Origin of the sequence: Nonomuraea turcica, assembly GCF_030718205.1 — a bacterium.
In the GTDB taxonomy this organism is placed as follows: domain Bacteria; phylum Actinomycetota; class Actinomycetes; order Streptosporangiales; family Streptosporangiaceae; genus Nonomuraea.
Window position 1 is genome coordinate 19,743 of sequence record NZ_JAUZQF010000020.1, and the last position, 23,684, is coordinate 43,426.

Consider the following 23,684-nt stretch of genomic DNA (forward strand, 5'->3'; position numbering starts at 1 on the left):
ACCCCACAGAGGCCGATACCATCGCAGGACAGGCGGAGAGCGGACGTGACGCGATGTCCTATCAGCTCGGGAGCTCCGCTCCCTTCGCGCTCTCAGCCACCCCCACAGTCGACCGGAGGGACCCCAGCGCGTGAGTGAGCGGACGGAAGGACCGAGTGTCCTCGACGACATCCTCGACGGGGTGCGCGCCGACCTCGCCGCACGCCAGCAGGCCGTGTCCATGGACGAGCTCAAGCAGCGGGCCGAGCGGGCGCAGCCGCCCAGAGACGCGATGGCCGCGCTCGGGGGTGACAGGATCTCGGTGATCGCCGAGGTCAAGCGCTCGAGCCCGTCCAAGGGCGCGCTGGCCGCGATCGCCGACCCCGCCGCGCTGGCGGCCGACTACGAAGCCGGCGGCGCGCACGTCATCAGCGTGCTGACCGAGCGCCGCAAGTTCGGCGGCAGTCTCGACGACCTGGCCGCGGTCCGCTCCAGGGTCGACATCCCGATCCTGCGCAAGGACTTCATCCTGACCTCCTACCAGCTGTGGGAGGCCAGGGCCCACGGCGCCGACCTGGCGCTGCTGATGGTCGTCTGCCTGGAGCAGGAGGCCCTGGTGTCGCTGATCGAGCGGTCCGAGTCGATCGGGCTCACCCCTCTCGTCGAGGTGCACACCGAGGAGGAGCTCGAGCGGGCGGTCGCCGCAGGCGCCCGGGTCATCGGGGTCAACGCCCGCAATCTGAAGACGCTCGAGGTCGACCGCGAGGTCTTCGCGAAGCTGGCGCCGAAGATCCCCGATAATGTGATCAAGATCGCCGAGTCGGGCGTCCGCGGCCCGCACGACCTGCTCGCCTACGCCAGGGGCGGTGCCGACGCCGTCCTGGTGGGGGAGAGCCTGGTCACCGGCAAGGACCCGCGCAAGGCAGTGGAGGCGCTGGTGACCGCCGGCGCCCATCCGTCGACGCGCCCCGACCACTCAGCAGAGGGATAGCAGTGGCAAACGAAGGCACCATCCTGACCGCCGCGGACCTGGCGGGCAACGGCGCGCACGGGGACGACCCCGACGTGCACGGCAAGTTCGGCATCTTCGGCGGCCGGTTCGTGCCCGAGGCGCTCATCCCGGCGCTGGACGAGGTGGCCGCGGTCTACGACAAGGCCAAGAGCGACCCGGAGTTCCTGCGCGAGTTCGACCACCTGCTGCGGACCTACGCGGGCCGGCCCACCACGCTGACCGACGTGCCGCGCTTCAGTGAGCAGGCCGGCGGCGCCAGGATCATCCTCAAGCGCGAGGACCTCACCCACACCGGCGCCCACAAGATCAACAATGTGCTCGGCCAGGCGCTGCTGACCAAGCGGCTGGGCAAGAAGCGGGTGATCGCCGAGACCGGCGCAGGCCAGCACGGCGTGGCCACCGCCACCGCCGCGGCCCTGCTCGGCCTGGAGTGCGTCATCTACATGGGCGCCGTCGACTGCGAGCGCCAGGCGCTCAACGTGGCCAGGATGAAGCTGCTCGGCGCCACCGTGGTTCCGGTGACGAACGGCTCGCAGACGCTGAAGGACGCCATCAACGAGGCGTTCCGCGACTGGGTGACCAACGTCGACACCACCCACTACCTGTTCGGCACGGTGGCGGGGCCGCACCCGTTCCCCGAGATCGTGCGCGACTTCGCCCGCATCATCGGCGTCGAGGCCCGCCGCCAGATGCTGGAGCTGACCGGCAAGCTGCCCGACGCGGTGTGCGCGGCCGTCGGCGGCGGCAGCAACGCGATCGGCATCTTCCACGCGTTCCTCGGCGACGAGGCCGTCCAGCTGCACGGCTACGAGGCCGCCGGGCACGGCCTGGACAGCGGCGAGCACGCGCTCACGCTCACCGCCGGCTCGGTCGGCGTGCTGCACGGCTCGCGCACCTACGTGCTGCAGGACGACGAGGGCCAGACCATCGAGTCCCACTCCATCTCGGCCGGGCTCGACTACCCGGGCGTCGGCCCCGAGCACGCCTGGCTCAAGGACTCGGGACGCGCGACCTACCACGGCGTCACCGACGACGAGGCGATGGCCGCCTTCTCGCTGCTGGCCAGGACCGAGGGCATCATCCCCGCCATCGAGTCCTCCCACGCCCTGGCGGGAGCGCTGCGGCTCGGGCGCGAGCTCGGCCCGGAGGCGACCCTCCTGGTCAACCTCTCCGGGCGCGGCGACAAGGACATGGGCACGGCGATGAAATACTTCAACCTCTAGCTGGCCCGCGCCAGTCCGCGCTCGCTCCTCATCACGGCGAGACCGGCGGGCGAGGATCGCCACATCCCACCCGCCCTCAGCAGAGGAGCTCACCCCCGAATGGCCTTGCCCCACGTACGACGGGGGCGAGGGACCGGCGGCGGCCGGGATGGCCGCTCTCCGGGCCGGGTCGCACGCCCGCCGGCGCGGAGGATTTCGGGCCGGCGTGACGGCGGGGCATCATGGTGGGACTAGACCTTTGGAACGGACAGACATGACGACTCTTCAGACGGTGTTCGCCAAGGCGAAGGCGGACAACCGGGCCGCGCTCGTCGGCTACCTGCCCGCGGGCTTCCCCTCCAAGGGAGGCGACGTCGCCGCCGCCGCGGCCCTGGTGGAGGCCGGCTGCGACGTCATCGAGATCGGCCTGCCCTACTCCGACCCGCTCATGGACGGGCCGACGATCCAGGACGCGGTGCACAGGTCGCTGACCAACGGCACGCGCATCGCCGACGTCATGCGCACGGTCGAGGGCGTGGCCGCCACCGGCGCCGCCACGCTTGTCATGACCTACTGGAACCCGGTCGACAAATACGGCGCCGAGCGCTTCGCCCGCGACCTGGCCAACGCCGGCGGGGTGGGCACGATCACGCCCGACCTGACGCCCGAGGAGTCCGAGCGATGGCGCGCCGCCTCGGCGAGCGCCGGCATCGACACCGTGTTCCTGGTGGCGCCCAGCTCGACGGAGGACCGCATCAAGGCCGTCGTCGACTGCTGCACCGGCTTCGTGTACGCGGCGTCGCTGATGGGGGTCACGGGCGCCAGGGAGAGCGTCAACGTCGCCGCTGAAGGCCTGGTCAAGCGGACGCGAGCGCACACGGATCTGCCGGTGTGCGTGGGCCTCGGAGTGGGCACGGGCGCGCAGGCGGCCGAGGTGGCGGCCTACGCCGACGGGGTCATCGTGGGGTCGGCGTTCATCCGGCGCATCCTGGACGCGCCCGACGAGGCGGCCGGGCGGGAGTCGATCGCCGTGCTGGCCAAGGACATGGCCCAGGGCGTGCGCCGCTGAGGTTTGCGCAGCGCGGCTCCTCTCGGTGTCGCGCTTGACCAATTTTGTCAGACAGCGCAAAGATCTGGCGCGTAGGTTCTTGGCGGGCGGTGTCGTGCCGGGTGATGATCGGGGCTCCCGAACGGTGTGACGCATGACCCGGAAGGACACCTATGCGTCAAGGTCCCGTTGTTTTAGCAGCCCTCGCACTCGCGGCCACGGCCATGGCCGCCCCGGCGCTCGCCGACCCGGCCCCGCCGGCTCCGTCACCCACGTACGAGCTGCCATCCCCTGACTCCTCGCCGACCGGCCCGCCGCCGCCCAGCCCCACGGCGCAGAACGTGCCGCCCGCGCCTGCCCAGGTGGCCGAGCCGATCACGATCGCGTCGGCGGACTTACGCGTGGAGCTGGACCCGGCCTTCCCGCGCGTCCTGGGCTACACCGACGTGGCGAGCGGCGCGAGGCTCGGCGGCAGCGCCGGCGTGCCCGCCGTCGTGCTGAACGGCCAGCCGCGCACCGCCGCCGTGGCGCTGTCCGGGAACGACGGCGCGACCGCCCGCTACCGGCTGACCTTCCCCGACCTGCCAGGTGTCGCGCTGGGAGCGAGCATCGGCGTCAAGGGCCGGGTGACGACGTTCAGGATCGACTCGGTGGCCGACACCGAGGAGTTCCGCGTGGGCACGATCGACCTGCCCGGCCACGACCTGGTGTCGGTCTCGAGCGCGCAGCCGGGCGCCGCCACCGCGTTCACCAGGCTCGACCCCAACTCGACCCGCACCGCGGACGTGTTCGCCCAGGTCACCGGGGACACCGCGCCTGATGCGGCCCCGGTCGGGGCGACGTACGCGATCGTGAACACCGACCGGCTGGCCGCGGCCATCGAGTCGAACTCCACCTATGACCGCCCCTCGGGCGTCACCGACCGGGACGCCGCCAGGTTCTGGCACCAGGCCAGGAAGGACGCGGCCGGGACGGTCACGGTGGGCGTGTGGAGCGGGCAGTGGACGCACCGGGCGGCGGGCTCGCCGTTCACCGAGGAACCGCCGTGGGCCAAGGTCGTGGTCACCCCTGACGCCAACGGCGACGGAACGCTGGACTGGCAGGACGGCGCGGTCGCCTTCCGGGACATCGGCGTCAAGGCGCTCGGTGCGGAGCGGACCAGGGACCGGGTGGTGATCCACATCCCGTTCAACTTCTCCAGCCAGGCGACGCACCCGTTCCTGCGCACGCTCGACGACGTCAAGCGGATCTCGCTGGCCACCGACGGGCTCGGCCAGCTGGCGCTGCTCAAGGGTTACCAGTCCGAGGGTCACGACGCGGCGCACCCCGACTACGGCGGCAACTACAACCGCCGCGCCGGCGGCCTGAAGGACCTCAACACGCTGCTCAAGAGCGGCAAGGGCTGGAACGCCACGTTCGGCGTGCACGTCAATGCCACCGAGTCCTACCCCGAGGCCAAGAACTTCAGCGAGCAGCTCGTCGACAAGGACGCCAAGGGCTGGAACTGGCTCGATCAGGCGTACCTGATCGACCAGCGCGGCGACCTCACCAGGGGGACGCTCGCCCGAAGGTTCGCGCAGCTGCGTGAGGAGACCGACAGGAACCTCGCGGTGCTGTACGTGGACGTGTTCCGGCCGTTCGGCTGGGTCGCCGACCGCACGCTCGCGGAGCTGCGCGCGCAAGGCTGGCAGGTCACCACGGAATGGTCGGACAAACTGGAACGGTCGTCGCTGTGGGCCCACTGGGCCAACGACCTCAACTACGGCGGGGTCACCAACAAAGGGCTGAACTCGCAGATCATCCGGTTCATCCGCAACGACGAGAAGGACGTCTGGAACGCGCACCCGATCCTCGGCAACGCCCGCATCGTCGAGTTCGAGGGCTGGACGGCGGAGAACGACTTCACCGCCTTCTACCGCAACATCTGGGAGCACAACCTGCCGGCCAAGTTCCTGCAGCACCACAAGATCATGGACTGGGACGCCGACGAGATCGTCTTCACCGGCGGCGTGCGCGGCACGAACCGCAGCGGCCGGCGGGAGTGGTTCGCGGGCGGGCGCAAGGTGCTCGACGGCGGCACCTACCTGCTGCCGTGGCAGGGGAAGTACTACCACTACAACCCGGCGGGCGGCGAGACCACGTGGGACGCCGACCGGCCGATGACCGTCTACAAGCTCACCGACCAGGGCCGCGTCCCCGTGGGCACGGTCACCCCGGCGGGCGGGAAGATCACCCTGCGGGCCGAGGCCGGCGTTCCGTACGTGCTCTACCCGGGCAAGGCGCCCAAGCTGCCCGATCCCGGGTGGGGGCAGGGCAGCGGCGTGCGTGATCCCGGCTTCAACTCTGACCGTCTCGATGGATGGCGTGTCAGCGGGCCTGTGAGCGTCGAGAGGAACGGGCTGGGCCATCGGGTGGCCCGGCTGGCCGGCGGCGCCCAGGCGCGGCTTGAGCAGCGGTTGACGGGTCTGGAGCCGGGCCGCACGTATACCGCGTCGGCGTTCGTCGAGGTCGAGCCGGGTAAGACGCGTGCGACCACGCTGGAGGCGGGTGGGGCGGCGGTGACGATCGACCGGTCCACGGCCAAGAACTACATCGCCTCGGACGAGAAGCACGACACCTTCTTCCAGCGGGTCAAGGTCACGTTCACGGCGGCAGGCCAGGCGGCCACGCTGCGGATCACGGCCGCCGACGCGGCCGGGGACGTGCGGGTGGACGACGTGCGGGTGTTCCTGCGGGAGCCGCCGGGCCGGGTCGAGACGTTCGAGTCGGCCGAGCCCGGGTGGGGGCCGTTCGTCAAGGGGGACGCGGGCGGGTCGTTCGACGCGCGCACCCACCTGGCCGAGCGGCACGAGCCGTACACGCAGGCCGGGTGGAACGGCAAGGCGGTCGACGACGTGCTGAACGGCGACTGGTCGCTCAAGGCCCACGAGGAGCGGCAGGGGCTGATCTACCGCACGCTGCCCTGGACCGCGCGATTCGAGCCCGGGCGCGCCTACGAGGTGTCGTTCGGCTACCAGAACGCGCAGGCGGACACGTACCAGTGGGTGACCGGCTACGACGCGGGCGGCGCCAGCGTCGAGACGCGGCGCACGCCGATCCCCGAGCGGCGGACCACGGCCACCTTCACCGAGCGGGTGGTCGGCGGGTGCGGCGACGTGTGGGTCGGGCTGCGCTCGCTCCGGCCCGAGCAGGCCGGGGCCGACTTCATCCTGGACGACTTCTCCGTCACCGACCTCGGGCCCGCGCAGGACGCGCCGGAGCGTGAGCCTGGGGCGGAGAGCGGTAGCTTGCGTGACCAGCGGAGCCCCGTGCGAGCGCGACCATCAGATACAGCCTGCGGGTCGCTGGAGCTGACGCCCGCCTCGGCGGCGTTCGAGCAGGGCGCCGCGAACGAGGTCACCACCGTGTTCACCAACCGGGAGGACACGGCGGCGACAGAGACGCGGGTGGCGCTGGAGGCGCCGCAGGGCTGGGCCGTCGCCGGCGACGGGACCGGGACCGTCGAGCCCGGCGGCCGGCTCACCACGACATGGAAGGTCACCCCGCCCGCCGACGCCCCCTATGACTTCTACGACCTGAAGGCCACCGTGTCCTACACGGTGGGCGGCGCGGCCAGGACGCTGACGGCCTCGGCACGCGTACGGACCCTGCCGCCACCGCCCCAGACCGACGCCTACGCCAGCGACCTGGAGTGGGTCAGTGCCGACAACGGCTGGGGGCCCGTCGAGCGCGACCGGTCCAACGGCGACACCGGCGAGGCCGACGGCGGACCTCTCGTCATCGGCGGGCGGACCTTCGCCAAGGGGCTCGGCACGCACGCCCCCGCCAAGATCCGCTTCTATCTGAACGGGCGGTGCTCGGGGTTCAGCGCGTTCGTCGGCGTGGACGACGTGCAGGCCACGCGGGGGTCAGTGCGGTTCGGCGTGGTGGCCGACGGCGTGGAGCGGGCGCGCAGCCCGGTGCTGCGGGCCGCCGACCCGGCCTACGAGCTCGTCGCGGATCTGGCCGGCGCCCGGTATGTGGACCTCGTGGCCGACGACGCGGGCGACGGAAACGGCAACGACCACGCAGACTGGGGGGAGGCCAGGCTCACCTGCGGCTGAACCCGGGCATCTCCCCGCGAAAGCCCAGCTCAGGGCATTGAAAAGCCGCTTAGCTGACGCTTATCCCCGGCATGATCGGATGGAACCCGATACTGTGCGCCTCCCGGCACAGAGGCAGAGGAGAGTGACCCGTGGCCGCGTCGCAACCATCACACAACGCCAGGAGAGCGATACCCTGGGTGACGACCGTCGCGCGGCTCGTTCTCGGCGGAGTGTTGATCGCAGCGGGCGCGCTCAAGATCGGCAACCCGTCGGACTCCGTCGTGGCGGTCAAGGCTTACCAGCTGCTGCCCGAGTCGATCGCCGTCCCGGTGGGCTACATCCTGCCGATTCTGGAGATCGTCGTGGGCGTGCTGCTGGTCGTCGGTCTGCTGACCAGGGTGGCCGCCGTGATCGCGGGGCTGCTCATGTTCGCGTTCGTGTTCGGCATCGCCTGGGCGTGGGCGAACGGCCTGCGGATCGACTGCGGCTGTTTCGGCGGCGGCGGCCAGCTGGGGAAGGGGCAGGAGCCCACCTACCTGCTCGACATCCTGCGTGACTTCGGCCTCGTGTTGCTCGGCGCCTGGATCGTCCGTTTCCCGCCGGGCCGCTTCGCGCTCGACGGAGCCCTCGGCCTGGGGGGCGACAGTGCAGACGACGAGGAGGACGACCGATGAGCAAGGGTTCGAAGACGCGGTCCGCGCGCGAGAAGATCAAGGAGCAGCAGGCCGCCGCACGGGCGCGTGACAAGCGCCGGCGAATCGTGACGTACGTGACCGCCGGCGTGGTCGCGGTGGCCGCGGTCGGGCTCGGCTGGTTGTACGCGGCCACCACCTCGAGCCCGGAGGAGGCCTCGGCAGGGCTCGCGCCGATCACCGTGCAGCCCGACGGCAGCGTCGTGATGGCCCAGAACGGCGTCACGAAGCCCGTCGTCGACATCTACGAGGACTTCCAGTGCCCGGCCTGCAAGGAGGCCGAGCGGGTCAGCGGGCAGACGTTCAAGAACCTCGCCGCCGAGGGCAAGGCCAAGGTCGTCTACCACCCCATCACGATCTTCTCTCAGGAGCCGACCAAGTCCAACTCCGTACGCGCGGGCAACGCCGCCCGCTGCATCGCGGACGGCAAGCAGTGGATGGCCTTCCACGGCCTGCTCTTCGCGAACCAGCCGTCCGAGACCGCCGAAGGCTTCAAGAACGACCAGCTCGTGCAGTGGGGCAAGGAGGCCGGGGTGACCGCGCCGGACTTCCAACAGTGCGTCACGTCGGGCAAGCACGCCCAGGCACAGCTGTCGTACAGTGAGAAGATCATGAAGGAGCAGAAGCTGACCCATACGCCGACGGTGAAGTTGAACGGAACGGAAATGGACAATGCGGTAGTCTTCAGTCCGCAGCAACTGCGCGAACAGATTACGAAGGCGGCTAAGTAGCCTCGCTTCCGCTACCCTCACCTGACATGCCCCTTGCCTCGATTCCCAGCCCCTCTGAGGGGGTCTGGTATCTCGGAATCATCCCGATCCGGGCTTATGCGCTGTGCATCGTGCTCGGCGTCGTCGTCGCCGTCTGGTTGAGCGAGCGGCGCTGGCGCGCCCGCGGCGGCCAGAAGGGGACGATCGTCGACATCGCCGTCCCCGCGGTCATCTTCGGCCTCATCGGCGGACGCCTCTACCACGTCATCACGGACTGGCAGACCTATTTCGGTAGCCGTGCGATCAAGGAGCCTTACCAGGCGCTGTTCATCTGGGAGGGCGGCCTCGGCATCTGGGGCGCGATCGCGCTCGGCGGCCTCGGCGTCTGGCTGGCCGTGCGCAGACGCGGCATCTCCTTCAGCGCGATGGCCGACACGGTCGCGCCCGGCATCGCCTTCGCGCAAGGCATCGGCCGGTGGGGCAACTGGTTCAACCAGGAGCTCTACGGCTCGCCGACCACGCTGCCGTGGGGCCTGGAGATCGACGCCGCCCACGGGGGAGAGCCCGGCGTGCTCTACCACCCGACCTTCCTGTACGAGTCGATCTGGGACGTGGCGCTCGGCTTCGCACTCATCTTCGCGGGCCGGCGGTTCGCGCTGCACCACGGGCGGCTGTTCGCCCTCTACGTCGCCGGCTACACGCTGGGCCGCTTCTGGATCGAGGGGCTGCGCATCGACCCGGTCGGCGGGGTGGATCACGCGGTGACGTTCCTCGGGCTGCGGATCAACCAGTGGACGTCGATCGTGTTGTTCGTCGGGGCGCTGGTCTACTTCTGGGCGACCAGGAACAAGCAGGGCGTGGAGGTCGTCGTGCCGCCGTCCGCCACCGAGGCGGATCCGGCACACCCGGCCGACCAGGCCGACGCCGACTCCCCAGACGCGATCACCGAGGACGGCGACCCCGCCACCGGCGACCCCGTTGCCGCGGAGGCGGCCGAGCGGAGCGATGACGCCGGGGACGCGACCGGGGAGGACGGGAGCAAGGCAACGGCTGACACCGCGGTTGAGACCGGGGCGGAGATTGGGGCAGAGGAGAGCGGCACGCGGGGCGACGACACGCCCGGGGCCGGTGAGGTTGAGGGCAGCGGGACCGAGGACGGCCGGTCCGACGACGCCCCCGGATCTCCCGAATCCGCTGTGCCCTCGGAGGCCTCAGAGGTGTCGGACGCGGACACTTCCGACCCTTCGGACACGAACACCGCCACTGCCGACCGTGGGGAAGCCGATCGTGCGGAAGCCGAGCCTGCCGACCGACCTGAAGCCGTGAGCAAGGGGAAGAATTCGCGATGAGTGGCCGCGCGGAGGCCCACCACCAGCATCGCGACGTCACCGGGGGCTGGTTGCGGCCCTCGGTGTTCGGCGCGATGGACGGCCTGGTGTCGAACTTCGCGCTCATCGCGGGTGTCGCGGGCGGCACCGCGAACACCAAGGTCATCGCCCTCGGCGGCGTCGCCGGACTGGCTGCCGGAGCCCTGTCCATGGCGGGCGGCGAATACGTCTCGGTGGCCAGCCAGCGTGAGCTCGCCCAGGCCGAGATCGCCGTCGAGCGGCGCGAGCTCGACCGCCACCCCGACGACGAGCGGGCCGAGCTGGCTCAGACCTTCGTCGACAAGGGTGTGGAGCCGGGACTGGCCGCCGAGGTGGCCAGGCAGATCTCCCAGAACCCGGACCGGGCGCTGGAGGTCCACACCCGCACCGAGCTCGGCGTCGTCCCCGGTGAGCTGCCGTCGCCGATGGTGGCCGCGGTGTCATCGTTCCTGGCCTTCGCGGTGGGCGCGGTGCTCCCGCTGCTGCCGTACGTGTTCGGGGCCGAGGGGCTGGTGGTATCTGCAGTGGTGTCCTGCGTGGCGCTGTTCGCGGCGGGTGCGATGGTGTCGGCCATCACGGCGCGCAGCTGGTGGTATTCCGGGCTGCGCCAGCTCGTGGTGGGCGGAGTGGCGGCCGGAGTCACCTTTGGCGTGGGCAGTCTGATCGGGGCGACGGGGCTGTGATGGCCCGCAGACGAGCCGGATCCCGTCCCAAGGGAGGCCACCCGGCACCAGGGACGGACGAGACGGGCCTCAGCGGGAGCGTCCCGGGGGGTAGTGCGCTCGGCGGCGGTGCACCGGTCGGGGGTCCGGCTGGCGGGGGCTTGCCGGTCGGGGTTCCGCCTGGTGGGGGCTTGCCGGTCGGAGGTGTGCCCGGCGGCGGTGCGCCGGGTGGTGGTGGCCGTTCGGGAACGGGCATGGACGGCGGCGGCCAGGCTGGTGGCGGCCGTTCGGGTGGTGACTACGGCGGCTGGTCGGCGGGTGCGCATGGCGGCGCTGCCGGCGGCTTTGAGCAGGCGGCGGGCGGGTTCGGCAACGCTGCGGTCGCCGGGCCCCTGTCAACGGCGGCGGGATATGGCGGCGCGGCGCCGGTCGGGCATGGTGGTGCGGCGTCGGCCGGTGGTCGCCATTCGATGACCAGCGCTGACCGCGGTGAACGAGCCGCGGCTGCCCGCAGCGGGACGGCGACAAATGCCGATCAGCGCGGTTACCCCGCCGCCTTGGGTGGCGAGAACGGTGCGTCGCTGGGGGATGCGGGCGAGGGCCGTCGGTCGTCGTACCGCGCCGGCAGGCGCAGCCGGTCATCGTCGAGCTTCGGTGAGGCCGACCGGTCGTCGGCGGGCTTCGGTGAGGGCGGCCGGTCGTCGGCGGGCTTCGGTGAGGGCGGCCGGTCGTCGGCGGGCGTCGGTGAGGGCGGCCGGTCGTCGGCGGGTTTCGGTGAGGGCGGCCGGTCGTCGGCGGGCGTCGGTGAGGGCGGCCGGTTGTCGACGGGTGAAGGTCGTCAGGTTGTGGCCGGTTTCGGCGATGGTGGGCCGCCGGCGGATCATTTCGCCGACGGCGGCCGGTCCCGGTCTCGTGGTGCCGACGGCGGCCGGTCGGCTGGTGCTGACGGCGGCCGGTCGGCGGCGGGCAGGGGCGATGGTGGTCGGTCGGCTGACGTCGGGGACGATGACGGCCCGTTGATGTCCGGTATCGAGGCCGGTGGCCGATCAGCGAGGAGCGCCGATGAGGGGCCCGGTGTGGCCGCGTCCCGCAAGAGGCGGCGTACCCCACGCTCCGACTGGCAGTTCCCGTTGCTCACCGACTGGGGTCTTCGCCCGGAGCAGCAGCGGCTGCTCGTCATCATCGCCACGGTCGTCGGCGTGCTGGCGAGCGGGGTCGGCCTGGTGGCCATCGCCGGGTCGATCGGCGACTACTCGCCCGAACGGCAGGCCGGCGCCGTGCCGGAGTCCGACACCGCGTTGCCGCAGGTGTTTCGCGGGTGGGGCTCACCCAAGCTGTTCGACCCCCTCGCCGACAGGGCCAAGGACGGCCGGGCGCTCACGCAGAAGGAGGTGTTCGCGCAGAGCGAGCTGGCGGTGACCAAGAAGCTCAAGCTCAAGCTCGTCGCCAAGCAGCTCGACACCGACTGCGCGGCTGCGCTGTGGGGCGAGAACCTCATCGAACGGGTGTCGGAGGCCGGATGCACCCAGGTCGCGCGCGGACTCTACGCCAGCTCCGACGGCCGCTACGTCGGCCAATACACCCTCCTCAACCTGAAAGACGGCCAGTCGGCCGCCGAGCTGGTCGAGTCGTTGAAGACTCTTTACCGCGGCGGCTGGGCACGTCCCCTGACCTCGTCCAAGGGCGCCTTCCCCGCAGGCGGGCACTCCGAGGCGGGTGGTTACGCCCTCGGCCACTACGTCGGCCTGGTGTGGCTCGGCAGGATCGACGGCACCGAGCCCGGCCCCAAGGACGACTTCGTCTCACTCACGCTGGCCCTGCGCGGGGCCGAGAAGGCCGTCTACCGCCGTGTCGTCTCCATCACGGGACCGTCCTCCTGATGGCCGCCCAGGCAGGTGTCCGCGGTCTCATGTCCGCTCGGCCAAGCGGCCGTCACACCGGTGTCCCGACGCCCCGCCGAGCCATGGGGGTCCGTAATGTTGTCAGCTGCAGGGGAGCGGTCGGCTGATGTCCCGACGTGTCGTCATCTCCGTCGTGGTCGCCAACGTGGTGGTCATCGCCGTGGTCGGGTGGCTGTGGTTGCGGCGTGACGATCCCCGGCCGACCGCGTTCCACAGCGAGTCCACGTCCGCCTTCTACACGGCCGTCGACACCCGGCAGAACGACTCCGAGCCGCTGACCAGACAAGAGGTCTTCACCCCCGCCGCCCAGACCCTGGGCACCATGCGCCTGGACTCCACGCAGGAGTTCAGCGACTGTGACGAGGTCCTCTGGGGCACCTCCGCCCTGGGGTGCACGCAAGCGCTGCAGGGCACGTACAGGGGGAGTGCGGTGGCGGGCCAGTTCGTCATCTTCAACCTGAGCGACGGGCGGGCGGCCGACGCGCTGGTGGCGGCGCTGGGCAAGGACGGCTTCGTACGGCAGGGCCTCATGTTCGAGGCTGCCGGCAGCCGTGCTCAGGCCCGTGCCATGGGTCATTACGTGACCGTGAGCTGGGTCGGCGGCCCGGTGCCCGCGCAGGAGCTGGTGGCCGCCCTCGTCGCGCTGGACGGACTCGGGCGTGTGGTCCAAGGGCGGATCGTCGCCGCCACCTGACGTGGCGCGTGGTGAGTGTTCTCAGGTTGTCGTGGTGAGGGCCGAGATCGTCGCTGCGACCGCCTGCGGGAGGGCGGCCAGGCGGTGGAGCGGGGCTTCCAGCGGGGTGAGGTCGTCCGACCACGGGGCGGCCTCGCGGATGAGAATGCGGGCCTCGTTCTTGGTGAGCGTCGTGCCCTGCATGCGGGCCACCGCGATGAGCCCCTCCCGCCACGTGTTGGCCAGCTTGGCGTGGCCGTTGTCCAGGATCCTGCGCAGCACGCCAGGCGCGTCGCCCTCCGGTGCCGGGAGGCGTACGGCGTCGAGTGAACCGAGGTCGGCGCTGAGCTTGTAGACGCTGGCCAGCACGTCGGGGACGGGCGGGAGAGAGGTCCCGAGGACGCGTACGTGGGCGGCGCGGGTGGCCAGGAGCAGGCGGGGGAGCGCGGCCTCCAGACCGGGTGGCACGGCGATCGCCACACGGTCGACGGCGGCCGCGTAGGGCTTGGCCAGCCAGGTCGAAAACTTGACCCGGGGCCGGTTCAGATCCTTCGGCCAGTCGCCTACCAGCAGGTCCGCGTCGAAGTCCGGCGGCAGGTCAGGGATGGGCGGAGTGGCTGGATGGGCCTTCTGCGGGGCTGAGGGGGTGGTCTGGGCGGCTTCGACGGACTGCGGGCCCTGAGTGTAGATGGCGGTCGTCAGGCGGCTCAGGCGGGATGTCACGGCCGGGCGCGTCTTGGTGGTGGGGCGCAGAACGTACAGGTCAGCGGCAGAGCCGATGGCTTCAGCGCCGAAATAGCGATTGAAATCGGGGTAAATCGCCTCGTACGTCAGGTTGAGCTCGGACAGGGCTTGCTGCACCTTGAAGGCCAGCATCGGGGTGCGCTCGCTCGCCCCGTACGCCAGCAACACCCGCCCGTTGTCGGTCAAGCCCTCTACGGCGCGTGCCACGAACAGGCCGATGCCCTCCGGCGTGTACGGGGGATCGGTGAGCGCCAGGTCGTGGTCCCTGGCCGAGGCCGGCAGGCCGAGGCGCAGGTCGGCCCAGCGGGTGCGGACGCCCAGGTCCTGGTCGTCGATGTAGGCGAGGATGCGCTCGTCGAGGTCCACCACGGTCACGTCCGTCTCCGGGTGGACGAGTTTGACGGCCAGCGAGGTGAGGTCGTGGTCGCCGACGCACAGCAGGCGTGTGCCCGGGAGCCAGAAGCGGGCGCCGAGCAGGAGCGCGCGTCGCAGCACGGTGTCCGGCGTGGCGGAGACGTGGTCGAGCACGTGACGGGCGTGTGGGGCGCCGGCGATGAGTGCGGTGAGGCGTTCCAGCACGTGGGCGTAATGGGGGACCATGTGGCCCACCGGGTCCTCGGGCGGGGGCGCCACGGCGAGGAGGTCCTGATAGTCGGGGGTGTGGGTGAGCGGCACCCGGAAGCGGTCTCCGTCCTGCTCCAGGTGGAGCTCGCGGAGCAGGGTCTCGATGGTGCGCCTCGACGTGGCGCCGGCCCTCACCAGGTCCGGCAGCGTCCACCACTGGCCGTCGCACAGGAGCGCCAGGACGTGCCGCAGCCGCCTGCTGTCCGCGCCCGCTGCGTCGAGCAGGCGCTCCAGGCCCTCCCGCTCCGTCCGGTCCTGACCTGCACCGTCACGCTCCGCACCGACCCGCTCCATGGTGCAACCCTATCGAGGGCGCGGGGCGGTCTCTGCTGTGCGTCGGGCAGGCGGACCCGCCCGGCCACCGGCTTCCGACGGGTTGTGTCATCCCGGCATCCCGTTGTGGTTCCGCCCCGGCCCGGAGCTGGAGGTCAAAGAGAAAGAAGGGGCGTAGGTGAAGAGCGAGGAGAAGATGGCTCCAGTGGTGAGGGGGAGCGATGGGGCAGGGGGTGCGAGGCCTGGCGGTGGCCGGTCGGATGGTGGGAAGAAATCGCTCCCTGTGGCGTAAATCGCAGCTCAGCTGGGGAATTTCGCCGCCCTCGCCCGAGGTTTGGGATAGAGAGTTCGGATGCTGGGACGGGTTCGAATGTTCGCAATGCGGACGTGGCGGGCACCATTCCGGCAGGGTGCGGTAACCTCTACCCACGATATGCAGCAGGGCCAACGTCGTCCCCGCCTGTAGCCGGTTTTGAGACAGACGATGACGACGGGAGGGATTCAATGCCTGCTGCCCACCTCGGGTTCCCCGAGCCCCAGGGCCTCTACCACCCCGCCAACGAGCACGATGCCTGCGGTGTCGCCATGGTCGCCGACGTCGCGGGACGCCGGGGGCATGGGATCGTGGTCAAGGCGCTGACGGCGCTGTGCAACCTTGATCATCGGGGGGCCAAGGGTAGCGAGCCGGACACCGGAGACGGGGCCGGGATCCTGACGCAGATCCCCGACACTTTCTTCCGCACCACCGTGCCGTTCGCGCTGCCCGCCGCGGGTGCGTACGCGACCGGCATCGCCTTCCTGCCGTTCGACGAGCAGGCCAGGAGCGTCGCGACGGGCCTGATCGAGGAGATCGCGGCCGAAGAGGGCCTCACCGTGCTCGGCTGGCGCGAGGTGCCGGTCGACCGCGAGCTGCCGGGGCCGAGCGCCCGGGCCGTCATGCCGCACTTCGCCCAGCTGTTCGTGTCGAGCCCCGACGGGCACGAGGGGCTGGAGCTGGACCGGCTGGCGTTCTGCCTGCGCAAGAGGGCCGAGCACGAGGCGGACGTCTACTTCCCCTCGCTGTCGGCGCGCACGATCGTCTACAAGGGCATGCTCACCCCCGACCAGGTCGAGCCGTTCTTCCCCGACCTGTCCGACGAGCGCTACGAGACCGCGATCGCCCTGGTGCACTCGCGTTTCTCCACCAACACCTTCCCCAGCTGGCCGCTGGCGCACCCCTACCGCTACATCGCCCACAACGGCGAGATCAACACGGTCAAGGGCAACCGCAACTGGATGCGGGCCCGCGAGGCGATGCTGGCCTCCGCCCACATCCCGGGCGATATTTCGCGACTTTTCCCCATCTGTGACCCGGATGGCAGCGACACCGCCAGCTTCGACGAGGCCCTGGAGCTGCTCCACATCGGCGGCCGCAGCCTCCCGCACGCCGTGCTCATGATGATCCCCGAGGCGTGGGAGAACCACACCGAGATGGACCCGGCCCGCCGGGCCTTCTACGAGTTCCACTCCTCGATGATGGAGGCCTGGGACGGCCCCGCCTCGATCACCTTCACCGACGGCACCCTCGCCGGCGCCGTGCTCGACCGCAACGGCCTGCGCCCCGGACGCTTCTGGGTGACCGCCGACGGCCTGGTCGTGCTGGCCTCCGAGGCCGGCGTGCTGGACATCAAGCCCGAAGACGTCGTCCGCAAGGGCCGCCTGCAGCCCGGCAAGATGTTCCTCATCGACACCGCCCGCGGCAAGATCATCGAGGACGACGAGATCAAGGCCGAGCTGGCCGCCGAGCTGCCTTACGAGGAGTGGCTGCACGCGGGCCTCGTCCGCTTCGAGGAGCTGCCGGCCCGCCAGCGGGAGATCCCCACGCACGAGGCGCTCGTCAAGCGGCAGCAGACCTTCGGCTACACCGAGGAAGAGCTGCGCATCATCCTGTCGCCGATGGCGAAGGCCGGCCAGGAGCCGATCGGCTCCATGGGCACCGACACGCCCGTCGCCGTGCTGAGCGAGAAGCCGCGGCTGCTGTTCGACTACTTCACGCAGCTGTTCGCGCAGGTCACCAACCCGCCGCTGGACGCCATCCGTGAGGAGCTGGTCACCTCCCTGGCCAGCACCATCGGCCCCGAGGGCAACCTGCTCGACCCGGGTCCGAGCTCGTGCCGTCAGCTCGTGCTGCCGTACCCGGTGCTCGACAACGACGAGCTCGCCAAGATCATCCACATCAACGACGAGCACGACCTGCCCGGCTTCCACCCGCACGTCATCAGCGGCCTGTACGAGGTCGCCGGCGGCGGCGAGGCGCTGCTGCGCCGCCTGGAAGAGATCCGGGCCGAGGCGTCCCAGGCGATCGCCGACGGCGCCCGCATCCTCGTGCTGAGCGACCGCGGCTCGTCCGAGACGCTGGCGCCGATCCCGTCGCTGCTGCTGACCGGCGCGGTGCACCACCACCTGATCCAGGAGAAGACCCGCACCAAGATCGGCCTGGTCGTCGAGACCGCCGAGGCCCGCGAGTGCCACCACATGGCGCTGCTCATCGGCTACGGCGCCGGCGCGATCAACCCGTACCTGGCGATCGAGACCGTCGAGGACCTGGTCGACACCGGCGTCCTGCAGCTCGACAAGCACAAGGCCGTGCGCAACCTGATCAAGGCGTACGGCAAGGGCGTCATCAAGGTCATGTCCAAGATGGGCGTGTCGACGGTGGCCTCCTACACCGGCGCGCAGATCTTCGAGGCGCTCGGCCTGAGCCAGGAGGTCATCGACTCCTGCTTCACCGGCACCACCTCGCGCCTGGGCGGCGTCGGCTTCGACGTGCTGGCCGAGGAGGTCGCGCAGCGGCACCGGCACGCCTACCCGCGGGCCGAGAACGCCCACCGCAGGCTCCAGGTCGGCGGCGAATACCAGTGGCGGCGCGAGGGCGAGCCGCACCTGTTCAACCCCGAGACGGTCTTCAAGCTGCAGCACGCCACCAGGACGCGCCGCTACGAGATCTTCAAGGAGTACACGAACCTCGTCGACTCCCAGGCGGAGCGGCTGATGACCCTGCGTGGCCTGTTCAAGCTGCGCAAGGGCAACCCGATCCCCATCGACGAGGTCGAGCCCGTCGAGAGCATCGTCAAGCGGTTCTCCACCGGCGCGATGTCGTACGGCTCCATCTCGATGGAGGCGCACGAGACGCTCGCCATCGCGATGAACCAGCTCGGCGGCAAGTCCAACACCGGCGAGGGAGGCGAGGACCCCGAGCGGCTCTATGACCCCGCCCGCCGGTCCGCGATCAAGCAGGTGGCCTCCGGCCGGTTCGGCGTCACCAGCGAATACCTGGTCAACGCCGCCGACCTGCAGATCAAGATGGCCCAGGGCGCCAAGCCCGGCGAGGGCGGCCAGCTGCCCGGCCACAAGGTCTACCCGTGGATCGCCAAGACCCGGCACTCCACGCCCGGCGTCGGCCTCATCTCTCCGCCGCCGCACCACGACATCTACTCGATCGAGGACCTGGCCCAGCTGATCCACGACCTGAAGAACTCCAACCCGGAGGCCAGGGTCCACGTGAAGCTGGTCGCCGAGGTCGGTGTCGGCACGGTCGCCGCGGGTGTGTCGAAGGCGCACGCCGACGTGGTGCTCATCTCCGGGCACGACGGCGGCACCGGCGCCTCGCCGCTCACCTCGCTCAAGCACGCGGGCGCCCCGTGGGAGCTCGGCCTGGCCGAGACCCAGCAGACGCTGCTGCTCAACGACCTGCGCGACCGCATCGTCGTCCAGGTCGACGGCCAGCTCAAGACCGGCCGCGACGTCGTCATCGCCGCGCTGCTCGGCGCCGAGGAGTACGGCTTCGCCACCGCGCCCCTCGTCGTCTCCGGCTGCGTGATGATGCGGGTCTGCCACCTCGACACCTGCCCCGTGGGCGTCGCCACGCAGAACCCCGAGCTGCGCAAGCGCTTCACCGGCAAGCCCGAGTTCGTGGTCAACTTCTTCGAGTTCATCGCCGAGGAGATCCGCGAATACCTGGCCGAGCTGGGCTTCCGCACGCTCGACGAGGCGATCGGCCACGTCGAGCTGCTCGACACGACGGCGGCCGAGGAGCACTGGAAGGCGAGCGGGCTCGACCTGTCGCCGATCCTGCACCAGCCCGAGCTGCCCGCCGGCACCGCGCTGCACAAGGTCATCGAGCAGGACCACGGGCTGCAGCACGCGCTGGACAACACGCTCATCCAGCTCGCCGAGGGCGCGCTCAACGAGCGCACCCCGGTCACGCTGGAGCTGCCCATCCGCAACGTGAACCGCACGGTCGGCACCATGCTCGGCTACCAGGTCACCAAGCGGTACGGCGGCGCGGGCCTGCCCGACAACACCATCGACATCTCCTTCACCGGCTCGGCGGGCAACTCGTTCGGCGCGTTCATGCCGCGCGGGATCACGCTGCGCCTGACCGGCGACGCCAACGACTACCTCGGCAAGGGCCTGTCCGGCGGGCGGATCACCGTCCGGCCGCACGAGGAGGCCCCGCTCGACGGGCACATCATCGCCGGCAACGTCGCCCTGTACGGGGCCACGTCCGGTGAGGCGTTCGTCCGCGGCGTCGTGGGCGAGCGGTTCTGCGTGCGCAACTCCGGCGCCACGGCGGTCGTCGAGGGCGTGGGCGACCACGGCTGCGAGTACATGACGGGCGGCCGGGCCGTCGTCCTCGGCCCGACCGGGCGCAACTTCGCGGCCGGCATGTCGGGCGGCATCGCGTACCTGCTGGACCTCAAGCCCGAGCGGGTCAACCGCGAGATGGTCGCCATCGAGGCGCTCACCGAGGAGGACGCCGAGTTCCTCAAGGAGACCGTCGAGAAGCACTTCGCGGAGACCGCGTCCCCCGTCGCCAAGCAGCTGCTGGCGGAGTGGGACCAGGCGGTCGGCAGGTTCGGCAAGATCATGCCGACGGACTACAAGAGGGTGCTGGCCGCCGCCGAGGCCGCCCGCATCGAAGGCAGAGACATCGACGAGGCGGTCATGGCAGCCGCGGTTCAGGGCTAAGGAGGCGTACCGATGGCTGACCCCAAGGGTTTTCTCACGCACGACCGGGAGCTGCCGGCGCGCCGCCCCGTCGATGTGCGGATCAGCGACTGGCGTGAGGTCTACCAGGACTTCTCGCAGGAGAAGCTGACCAAGCAGGCGGCCCGCTGCATGGACTGCGGCATCCCGTTCTGCCACAACGGCTGCCCGCTGGGCAACCTCATCCCCGAGTGGAACGACCTCGTCTACCGCACCGACTGGCGCGAGGCGATCGAGCGGCTGCACGCCACGAACAACTTCCCGGAGTTCACCGGCAGGCTCTGCCCGGCTCCGTGTGAGGCGGCGTGCGTGCTGGGCATCAACTCCGACCCGGTGGCGATCAAGCGGGTCGAAGTCGAGATCATCGACCGGGCGTTCGCCGAGGGCTGGGTGACCCCGCAGCCTCCGGCCGTCAAGACCGGCAAGAAGGTCGCGGTCGTCGGCTCGGGCCCGGCGGGCCTGGCCGCCGCCCAGCAGCTCACCAGGGCCGGGCACGACGTGGTGGTGTTCGAACGGGCCGACCGCATCGGCGGCCTGCTGCGCTACGGCATCCCCGAGTTCAAGATGGAGAAGCGGCACATCGAGCGCCGCCTGGAGCAGATGCGGGCCGAGGGCACCGAGTTCCGCACCAGCGTCAACGTGGGCGTGGACGTCACGGCCGCGCAGCTGCGCGCGGAGTTCGACGCGGTCGTGCTGGCCGGCGGCGCCACCCAGTGGCGTGACCTGACGGTGGCCGGGCGCGAGCTCAAGGGCATCTACCAGGCGATGGAGTACCTGCCGCTGTCCAACAAGGTCCAGGAGGGCGACTACGCGGTCCCGCCCATCTCGGCCGAGGGCAAGCACGTCGTGGTGATCGGCGGCGGCGACACCGGCGCCGACTGCATCGGCACGGCGATCAGGCAGGGCGCCAAGTCCGTCACCCAGCTCGAGATCATGCCGCAGCCGCCGGCCTCCCGGCCCGGCAGCCAGCCGTGGCCCACGTTCCCCATCCTGTTCAAGATGGAGAGCGCCCACGAGGAGCTGGCCGACGGCGGCGGAGAGCGGGTCTACGCGGTGTCCACCACCGAGTTCGCCGGCGACGCCGACGGCAACGTGCGGGCGCTGCGCCTGGTCGAGGTCGAGGGGCCGCAGAGCGGGTTCAAGCCCATCCCGGGCACCGAGCGGGAGATCCCGGCCGAGCTGGTCACCCTGTCCATGGGCTTCCTCGGCCCCGAGAAGGGCGCCCTGCTGCAGGACCTGGCCGAGGACGGCGGCGACGGCTTCTACGACAAGCGGGGCAACGTCTCGCGCGACAAGACGTACATGTCCAAGGTCGACGGCGTGTTCGTGGCCGGTGACATGGGGCGCGGGCAGTCGCTCATCGTGTGGGCCATCGCCGAGGGGCGTGCCGCCGCCTCGGGCGTGGACCGCTACCTGACCGGGGAGACGGCGCTGCCGTACCCGATCCTGCCGACCGCGCGGCCGCTGGTCTGATATCGCCTGCCCCGGCCGCCGGGCGCGCCGCCGTCAGGCGCGTCCGGCCGCCGGGGCTTCGGCGCTCATGAGGGGTCTGACGCGGTCGCACGTGGCCGTGACCGCGTCCAGCGCGCGCTGGGACGCCGGGTCGGCGGCACGGTAGATGACCAGCCGCTGCCCCGGAGCCTGCAGCGGGGCCAGCACCTCGTATTCGACGGTCAGCGGGCCGGCCGTGGCGTGCCGCAGCCGCTTCTTGCCGCGGCCGTTCACGCGGACGTCGCGCAGCGCCCACAGGCGGGCGACCTCCTCGCTGCCGGAGGTCAGCTCGTCGATCAGCTCCGACAGGGCCGTGTCGTCGGGGTGGGCCGCCCACGCTGCCCGCAGGTCCGCGATGCCTTCGCGCAGTGTGCGCTCCCGATCGTGGTAGAAGTCGCGCAGGCCCGGGTGCAGCGTGCACAACCACATGCTGTTGCGCTGCTCCGAAGGCAGCGCGCCGAAGTCGACCACCAGAGCCGCCATCTCCGGGTTCCACGCGATGATGTCGAACCGGTGGTTGAGCAGCATGGCCGGCAGCGGGGACAGGTCGAGCACGAGCCGGGAGACCGGGCCCGCCTCGTCAGCGGTGGCCCGCAGGCGCGCCGTGCGGCGCGTGGTCGGCCGCTGCTGGGCGAGGTCGAACAGGTAGACCCGCTCGTCCTCGTTGAGGCGCAGCGCCCCGGCCAGCGCCTCCAGCACCTCAGGCGATGGACGCAGGCCACGGCCCTGCTCCAGGCGAATGACGTAGTCGACGCTGACGCCGGCCAGCTCGGCGACCTCTTCCCTGCGCAGGCCGGGAGTGCGGCGCTGGGAGCGGCGGGCGGGCAGCGCGACGTCACGGGGATCCAGGCGTTCGCGGCGGGTGCGCAGGAAGGCCGCCAGTTCGCGGGTCTGGTCCACGGTGCTCATCGGTTCAATCCTATGACTGGGAAGGCCAGTCCCAGGAAGAGCCTTCCCTTACGCGCCGCTCGCCCGCGCAGGAGCCTGGATGCCATGACGACTCTTGACACGTACCGGTTGCTCGGCCGCTCCGGCCTGCGGGTCTCGCCGCTGGCCCTGGGGACCATGACGTTCGGGACGGATTGGGGCTGGGGCTCGGACAAGGACGAGTCCCGCCGGATCTTCGACATCTACCTGGACCGCGGCGGCAACTTCATCGACACCGCCAGCCAGTACACAGAAGGCAGCGCCGAGACGATGCTCGGCGACTTCGCAGCGGGCCGGCGCGAGCAGCTGGTGATCGCCACGAAATACACCATGGCCAGGCGCCCCGGCGATCCGAACTCCGGCGGCAACCACCGCAAGAGCATGGTCCAATCGGTGGAGGCGAGCCTGCGCCGGCTCAACACCGACTACATCGACCTGCTCTATTTGCACGCCTGGGACTTCACCACCCCCGTCGAGGAGATCTTGCGCGCCATGGACGACCTCGTCAGGATGGGCAAGGTCCTCTATGTCGGCATCTCCGACGCGCCCGCCTGGCAGGTCTCCCGCATGCAGGCCATCGCCGACCTGCGGGGCTGGGCGCCGCTGATCGCCCTGCAGATCGAGTACAGCCTGGTCCAGCGCACGGTGGAGCGCGATCTCATCCCGATGGCGCGCGAGATGGGGCTCGGCGTGATCCCGTGGTCGCCGCTGGCCAGCGGGGTGCTGACCGGCAAGTACACCAGGGCCGACCTCGACGCCGGCGAGGGTACCGCCGACCCATCCGGAACCCGCAAGAACGTGGCGGCGGCCAACGGCGTGCTGACCGAGCGGGCCCTGGACATCGCCGACGTGGTCAAGCAGGTCGCCGGTGAGCTGGGCGTGAAGCCGTCGCAGGTCGCGCTGGCCTGGACGACGCTCAACCCCGGCGTCACGGCGCCGATCGTGGGGGCGCGTACGCCGGCGCAGCTCGAGGACAACCTGGGTGCGCTCGACGTGCGCTTCACCGAGAGCCAGCTGGCCGCGCTGGAGGAGGCCAGCCGGGTCGAGCTCGGCTTCCCGCACGACTTCCTCGCCTCGCCCATGCCGCGCCAGGTCGTCTTCGGCGGTGCCGAGATCGACCTGACCCGCTGACCCCGGCCGCGAGCTGGGGCGAAGCGGACTTCTCGGTGTGGTCCGCTTCGCCCCTGATCGAGCGGAATTTCACTACGAAGTTGCATCAGTCGATGACTGTCGGGAAGATGCAGGTTCTGCGGCAAGTCGGCGGAT

The 23,684-nt window shown here is 70.8% G+C and carries 15 protein-coding genes; 13 read left to right on the forward strand and 2 right to left on the reverse strand.

The features are described 5' to 3' along the window. Window positions 1–130 precede the first annotated feature (130 nt). From trpC to Q9G87_RS41220, 10 genes are all read left to right on the forward strand, one after another. Window positions 131–970, forward strand: a complete 840-nt coding sequence (gene trpC, locus Q9G87_RS41175; protein ID WP_305922030.1) for an indole-3-glycerol phosphate synthase TrpC — start codon at window positions 131–133, stop codon at window positions 968–970. A 38-nt stretch (window positions 971–1,008) separates the two neighbouring features. Beyond that, window positions 1,009–2,214, forward strand: coding sequence for a tryptophan synthase subunit beta (trpB, locus tag Q9G87_RS41180; RefSeq protein WP_305922231.1), 1,206 nt, complete (start codon window positions 1,009–1,011; stop codon window positions 2,212–2,214). 253 nt (window positions 2,215–2,467) lie between these two features. Next, window positions 2,468–3,262: a tryptophan synthase subunit alpha gene (gene trpA, locus Q9G87_RS41185; protein ID WP_305922031.1), complete on the forward strand. Its 795-nt coding sequence runs from the start codon at window positions 2,468–2,470 to the stop codon at window positions 3,260–3,262. A gap of 152 nt (window positions 3,263–3,414) precedes the next feature. Then, window positions 3,415–7,344: an endo-alpha-N-acetylgalactosaminidase family protein gene (locus Q9G87_RS41190; RefSeq protein WP_305922032.1), complete on the forward strand. Its 3,930-nt coding sequence runs from the start codon at window positions 3,415–3,417 to the stop codon at window positions 7,342–7,344. 179 nt (window positions 7,345–7,523) lie between these two features. Then, window positions 7,524–8,000: a MauE/DoxX family redox-associated membrane protein gene (locus Q9G87_RS41195; RefSeq protein WP_305922033.1), complete on the forward strand. Its 477-nt coding sequence runs from the start codon at window positions 7,524–7,526 to the stop codon at window positions 7,998–8,000. After that, complete coding sequence (locus Q9G87_RS41200) at window positions 7,997–8,749, forward strand: DsbA family protein (protein ID WP_305922034.1); 753 nt, start codon at window positions 7,997–7,999, stop codon at window positions 8,747–8,749. The genes Q9G87_RS41195 and Q9G87_RS41200 overlap by 4 nt, the downstream gene beginning before the upstream one ends. A gap of 26 nt (window positions 8,750–8,775) precedes the next feature. Continuing rightward, the gene (gene lgt, locus Q9G87_RS60940; protein WP_371825904.1) at window positions 8,776–10,077 is read left to right on the forward strand and encodes a prolipoprotein diacylglyceryl transferase; all 1,302 of its coding nucleotides are present in this window, start codon (window positions 8,776–8,778) and stop codon (window positions 10,075–10,077) included. Then, window positions 10,074–10,778, forward strand: a complete 705-nt coding sequence (locus Q9G87_RS41210) for a VIT1/CCC1 transporter family protein (protein ID WP_305922035.1) — start codon at window positions 10,074–10,076, stop codon at window positions 10,776–10,778. Before lgt ends, Q9G87_RS41210 begins: the two co-directional genes overlap by 4 nt. 170 nt (window positions 10,779–10,948) lie before the next feature. Then, the gene (locus Q9G87_RS41215; protein ID WP_305922036.1) at window positions 10,949–12,637 is read left to right on the forward strand and encodes a hypothetical protein; all 1,689 of its coding nucleotides are present in this window, start codon (window positions 10,949–10,951) and stop codon (window positions 12,635–12,637) included. A 127-nt stretch (window positions 12,638–12,764) separates the two neighbouring features. Beyond that, complete coding sequence (locus Q9G87_RS41220) at window positions 12,765–13,352, forward strand: hypothetical protein (RefSeq protein WP_305922037.1); 588 nt, start codon at window positions 12,765–12,767, stop codon at window positions 13,350–13,352. 21 nt (window positions 13,353–13,373) lie between these two features. Here the strand turns inward: Q9G87_RS41220 and Q9G87_RS41225 are convergent, their stop codons facing one another. Beyond that, complete coding sequence (locus Q9G87_RS41225; protein ID WP_305922038.1) at window positions 13,374–14,993, reverse strand: bis-aminopropyl spermidine synthase family protein; 1,620 nt, start codon at window positions 14,991–14,993, stop codon at window positions 13,374–13,376. Window positions 14,994–15,476: 483 nt separating this feature from the next. Between Q9G87_RS41225 and gltB the strand changes: the two genes are divergently transcribed. Next, the gene (gltB, locus tag Q9G87_RS41230; protein WP_305922039.1) at window positions 15,477–19,982 is read left to right on the forward strand and encodes a glutamate synthase large subunit; all 4,506 of its coding nucleotides are present in this window, start codon (window positions 15,477–15,479) and stop codon (window positions 19,980–19,982) included. 12 nt (window positions 19,983–19,994) lie between these two features. Beyond that, entirely contained in the window at window positions 19,995–21,473 is a 1,479-nt protein-coding gene (locus tag Q9G87_RS41235; RefSeq protein WP_305922040.1) for a glutamate synthase subunit beta, read from the forward strand. A gap of 33 nt (window positions 21,474–21,506) precedes the next feature. Here the strand turns inward: Q9G87_RS41235 and Q9G87_RS41240 are convergent, their stop codons facing one another. After that, on the reverse strand, window positions 21,507–22,400 hold the full coding sequence (locus Q9G87_RS41240; protein WP_305922041.1) for a helix-turn-helix domain-containing protein: 894 nt from the start codon (window positions 22,398–22,400) through the stop codon (window positions 21,507–21,509). 84 nt (window positions 22,401–22,484) lie between these two features. Between Q9G87_RS41240 and Q9G87_RS41245 the strand changes: the two genes are divergently transcribed. Beyond that, window positions 22,485–23,549: an aldo/keto reductase gene (locus tag Q9G87_RS41245; RefSeq protein WP_305922042.1), complete on the forward strand. Its 1,065-nt coding sequence runs from the start codon at window positions 22,485–22,487 to the stop codon at window positions 23,547–23,549. Window positions 23,550–23,684: the final 135 nt, after the last annotated feature.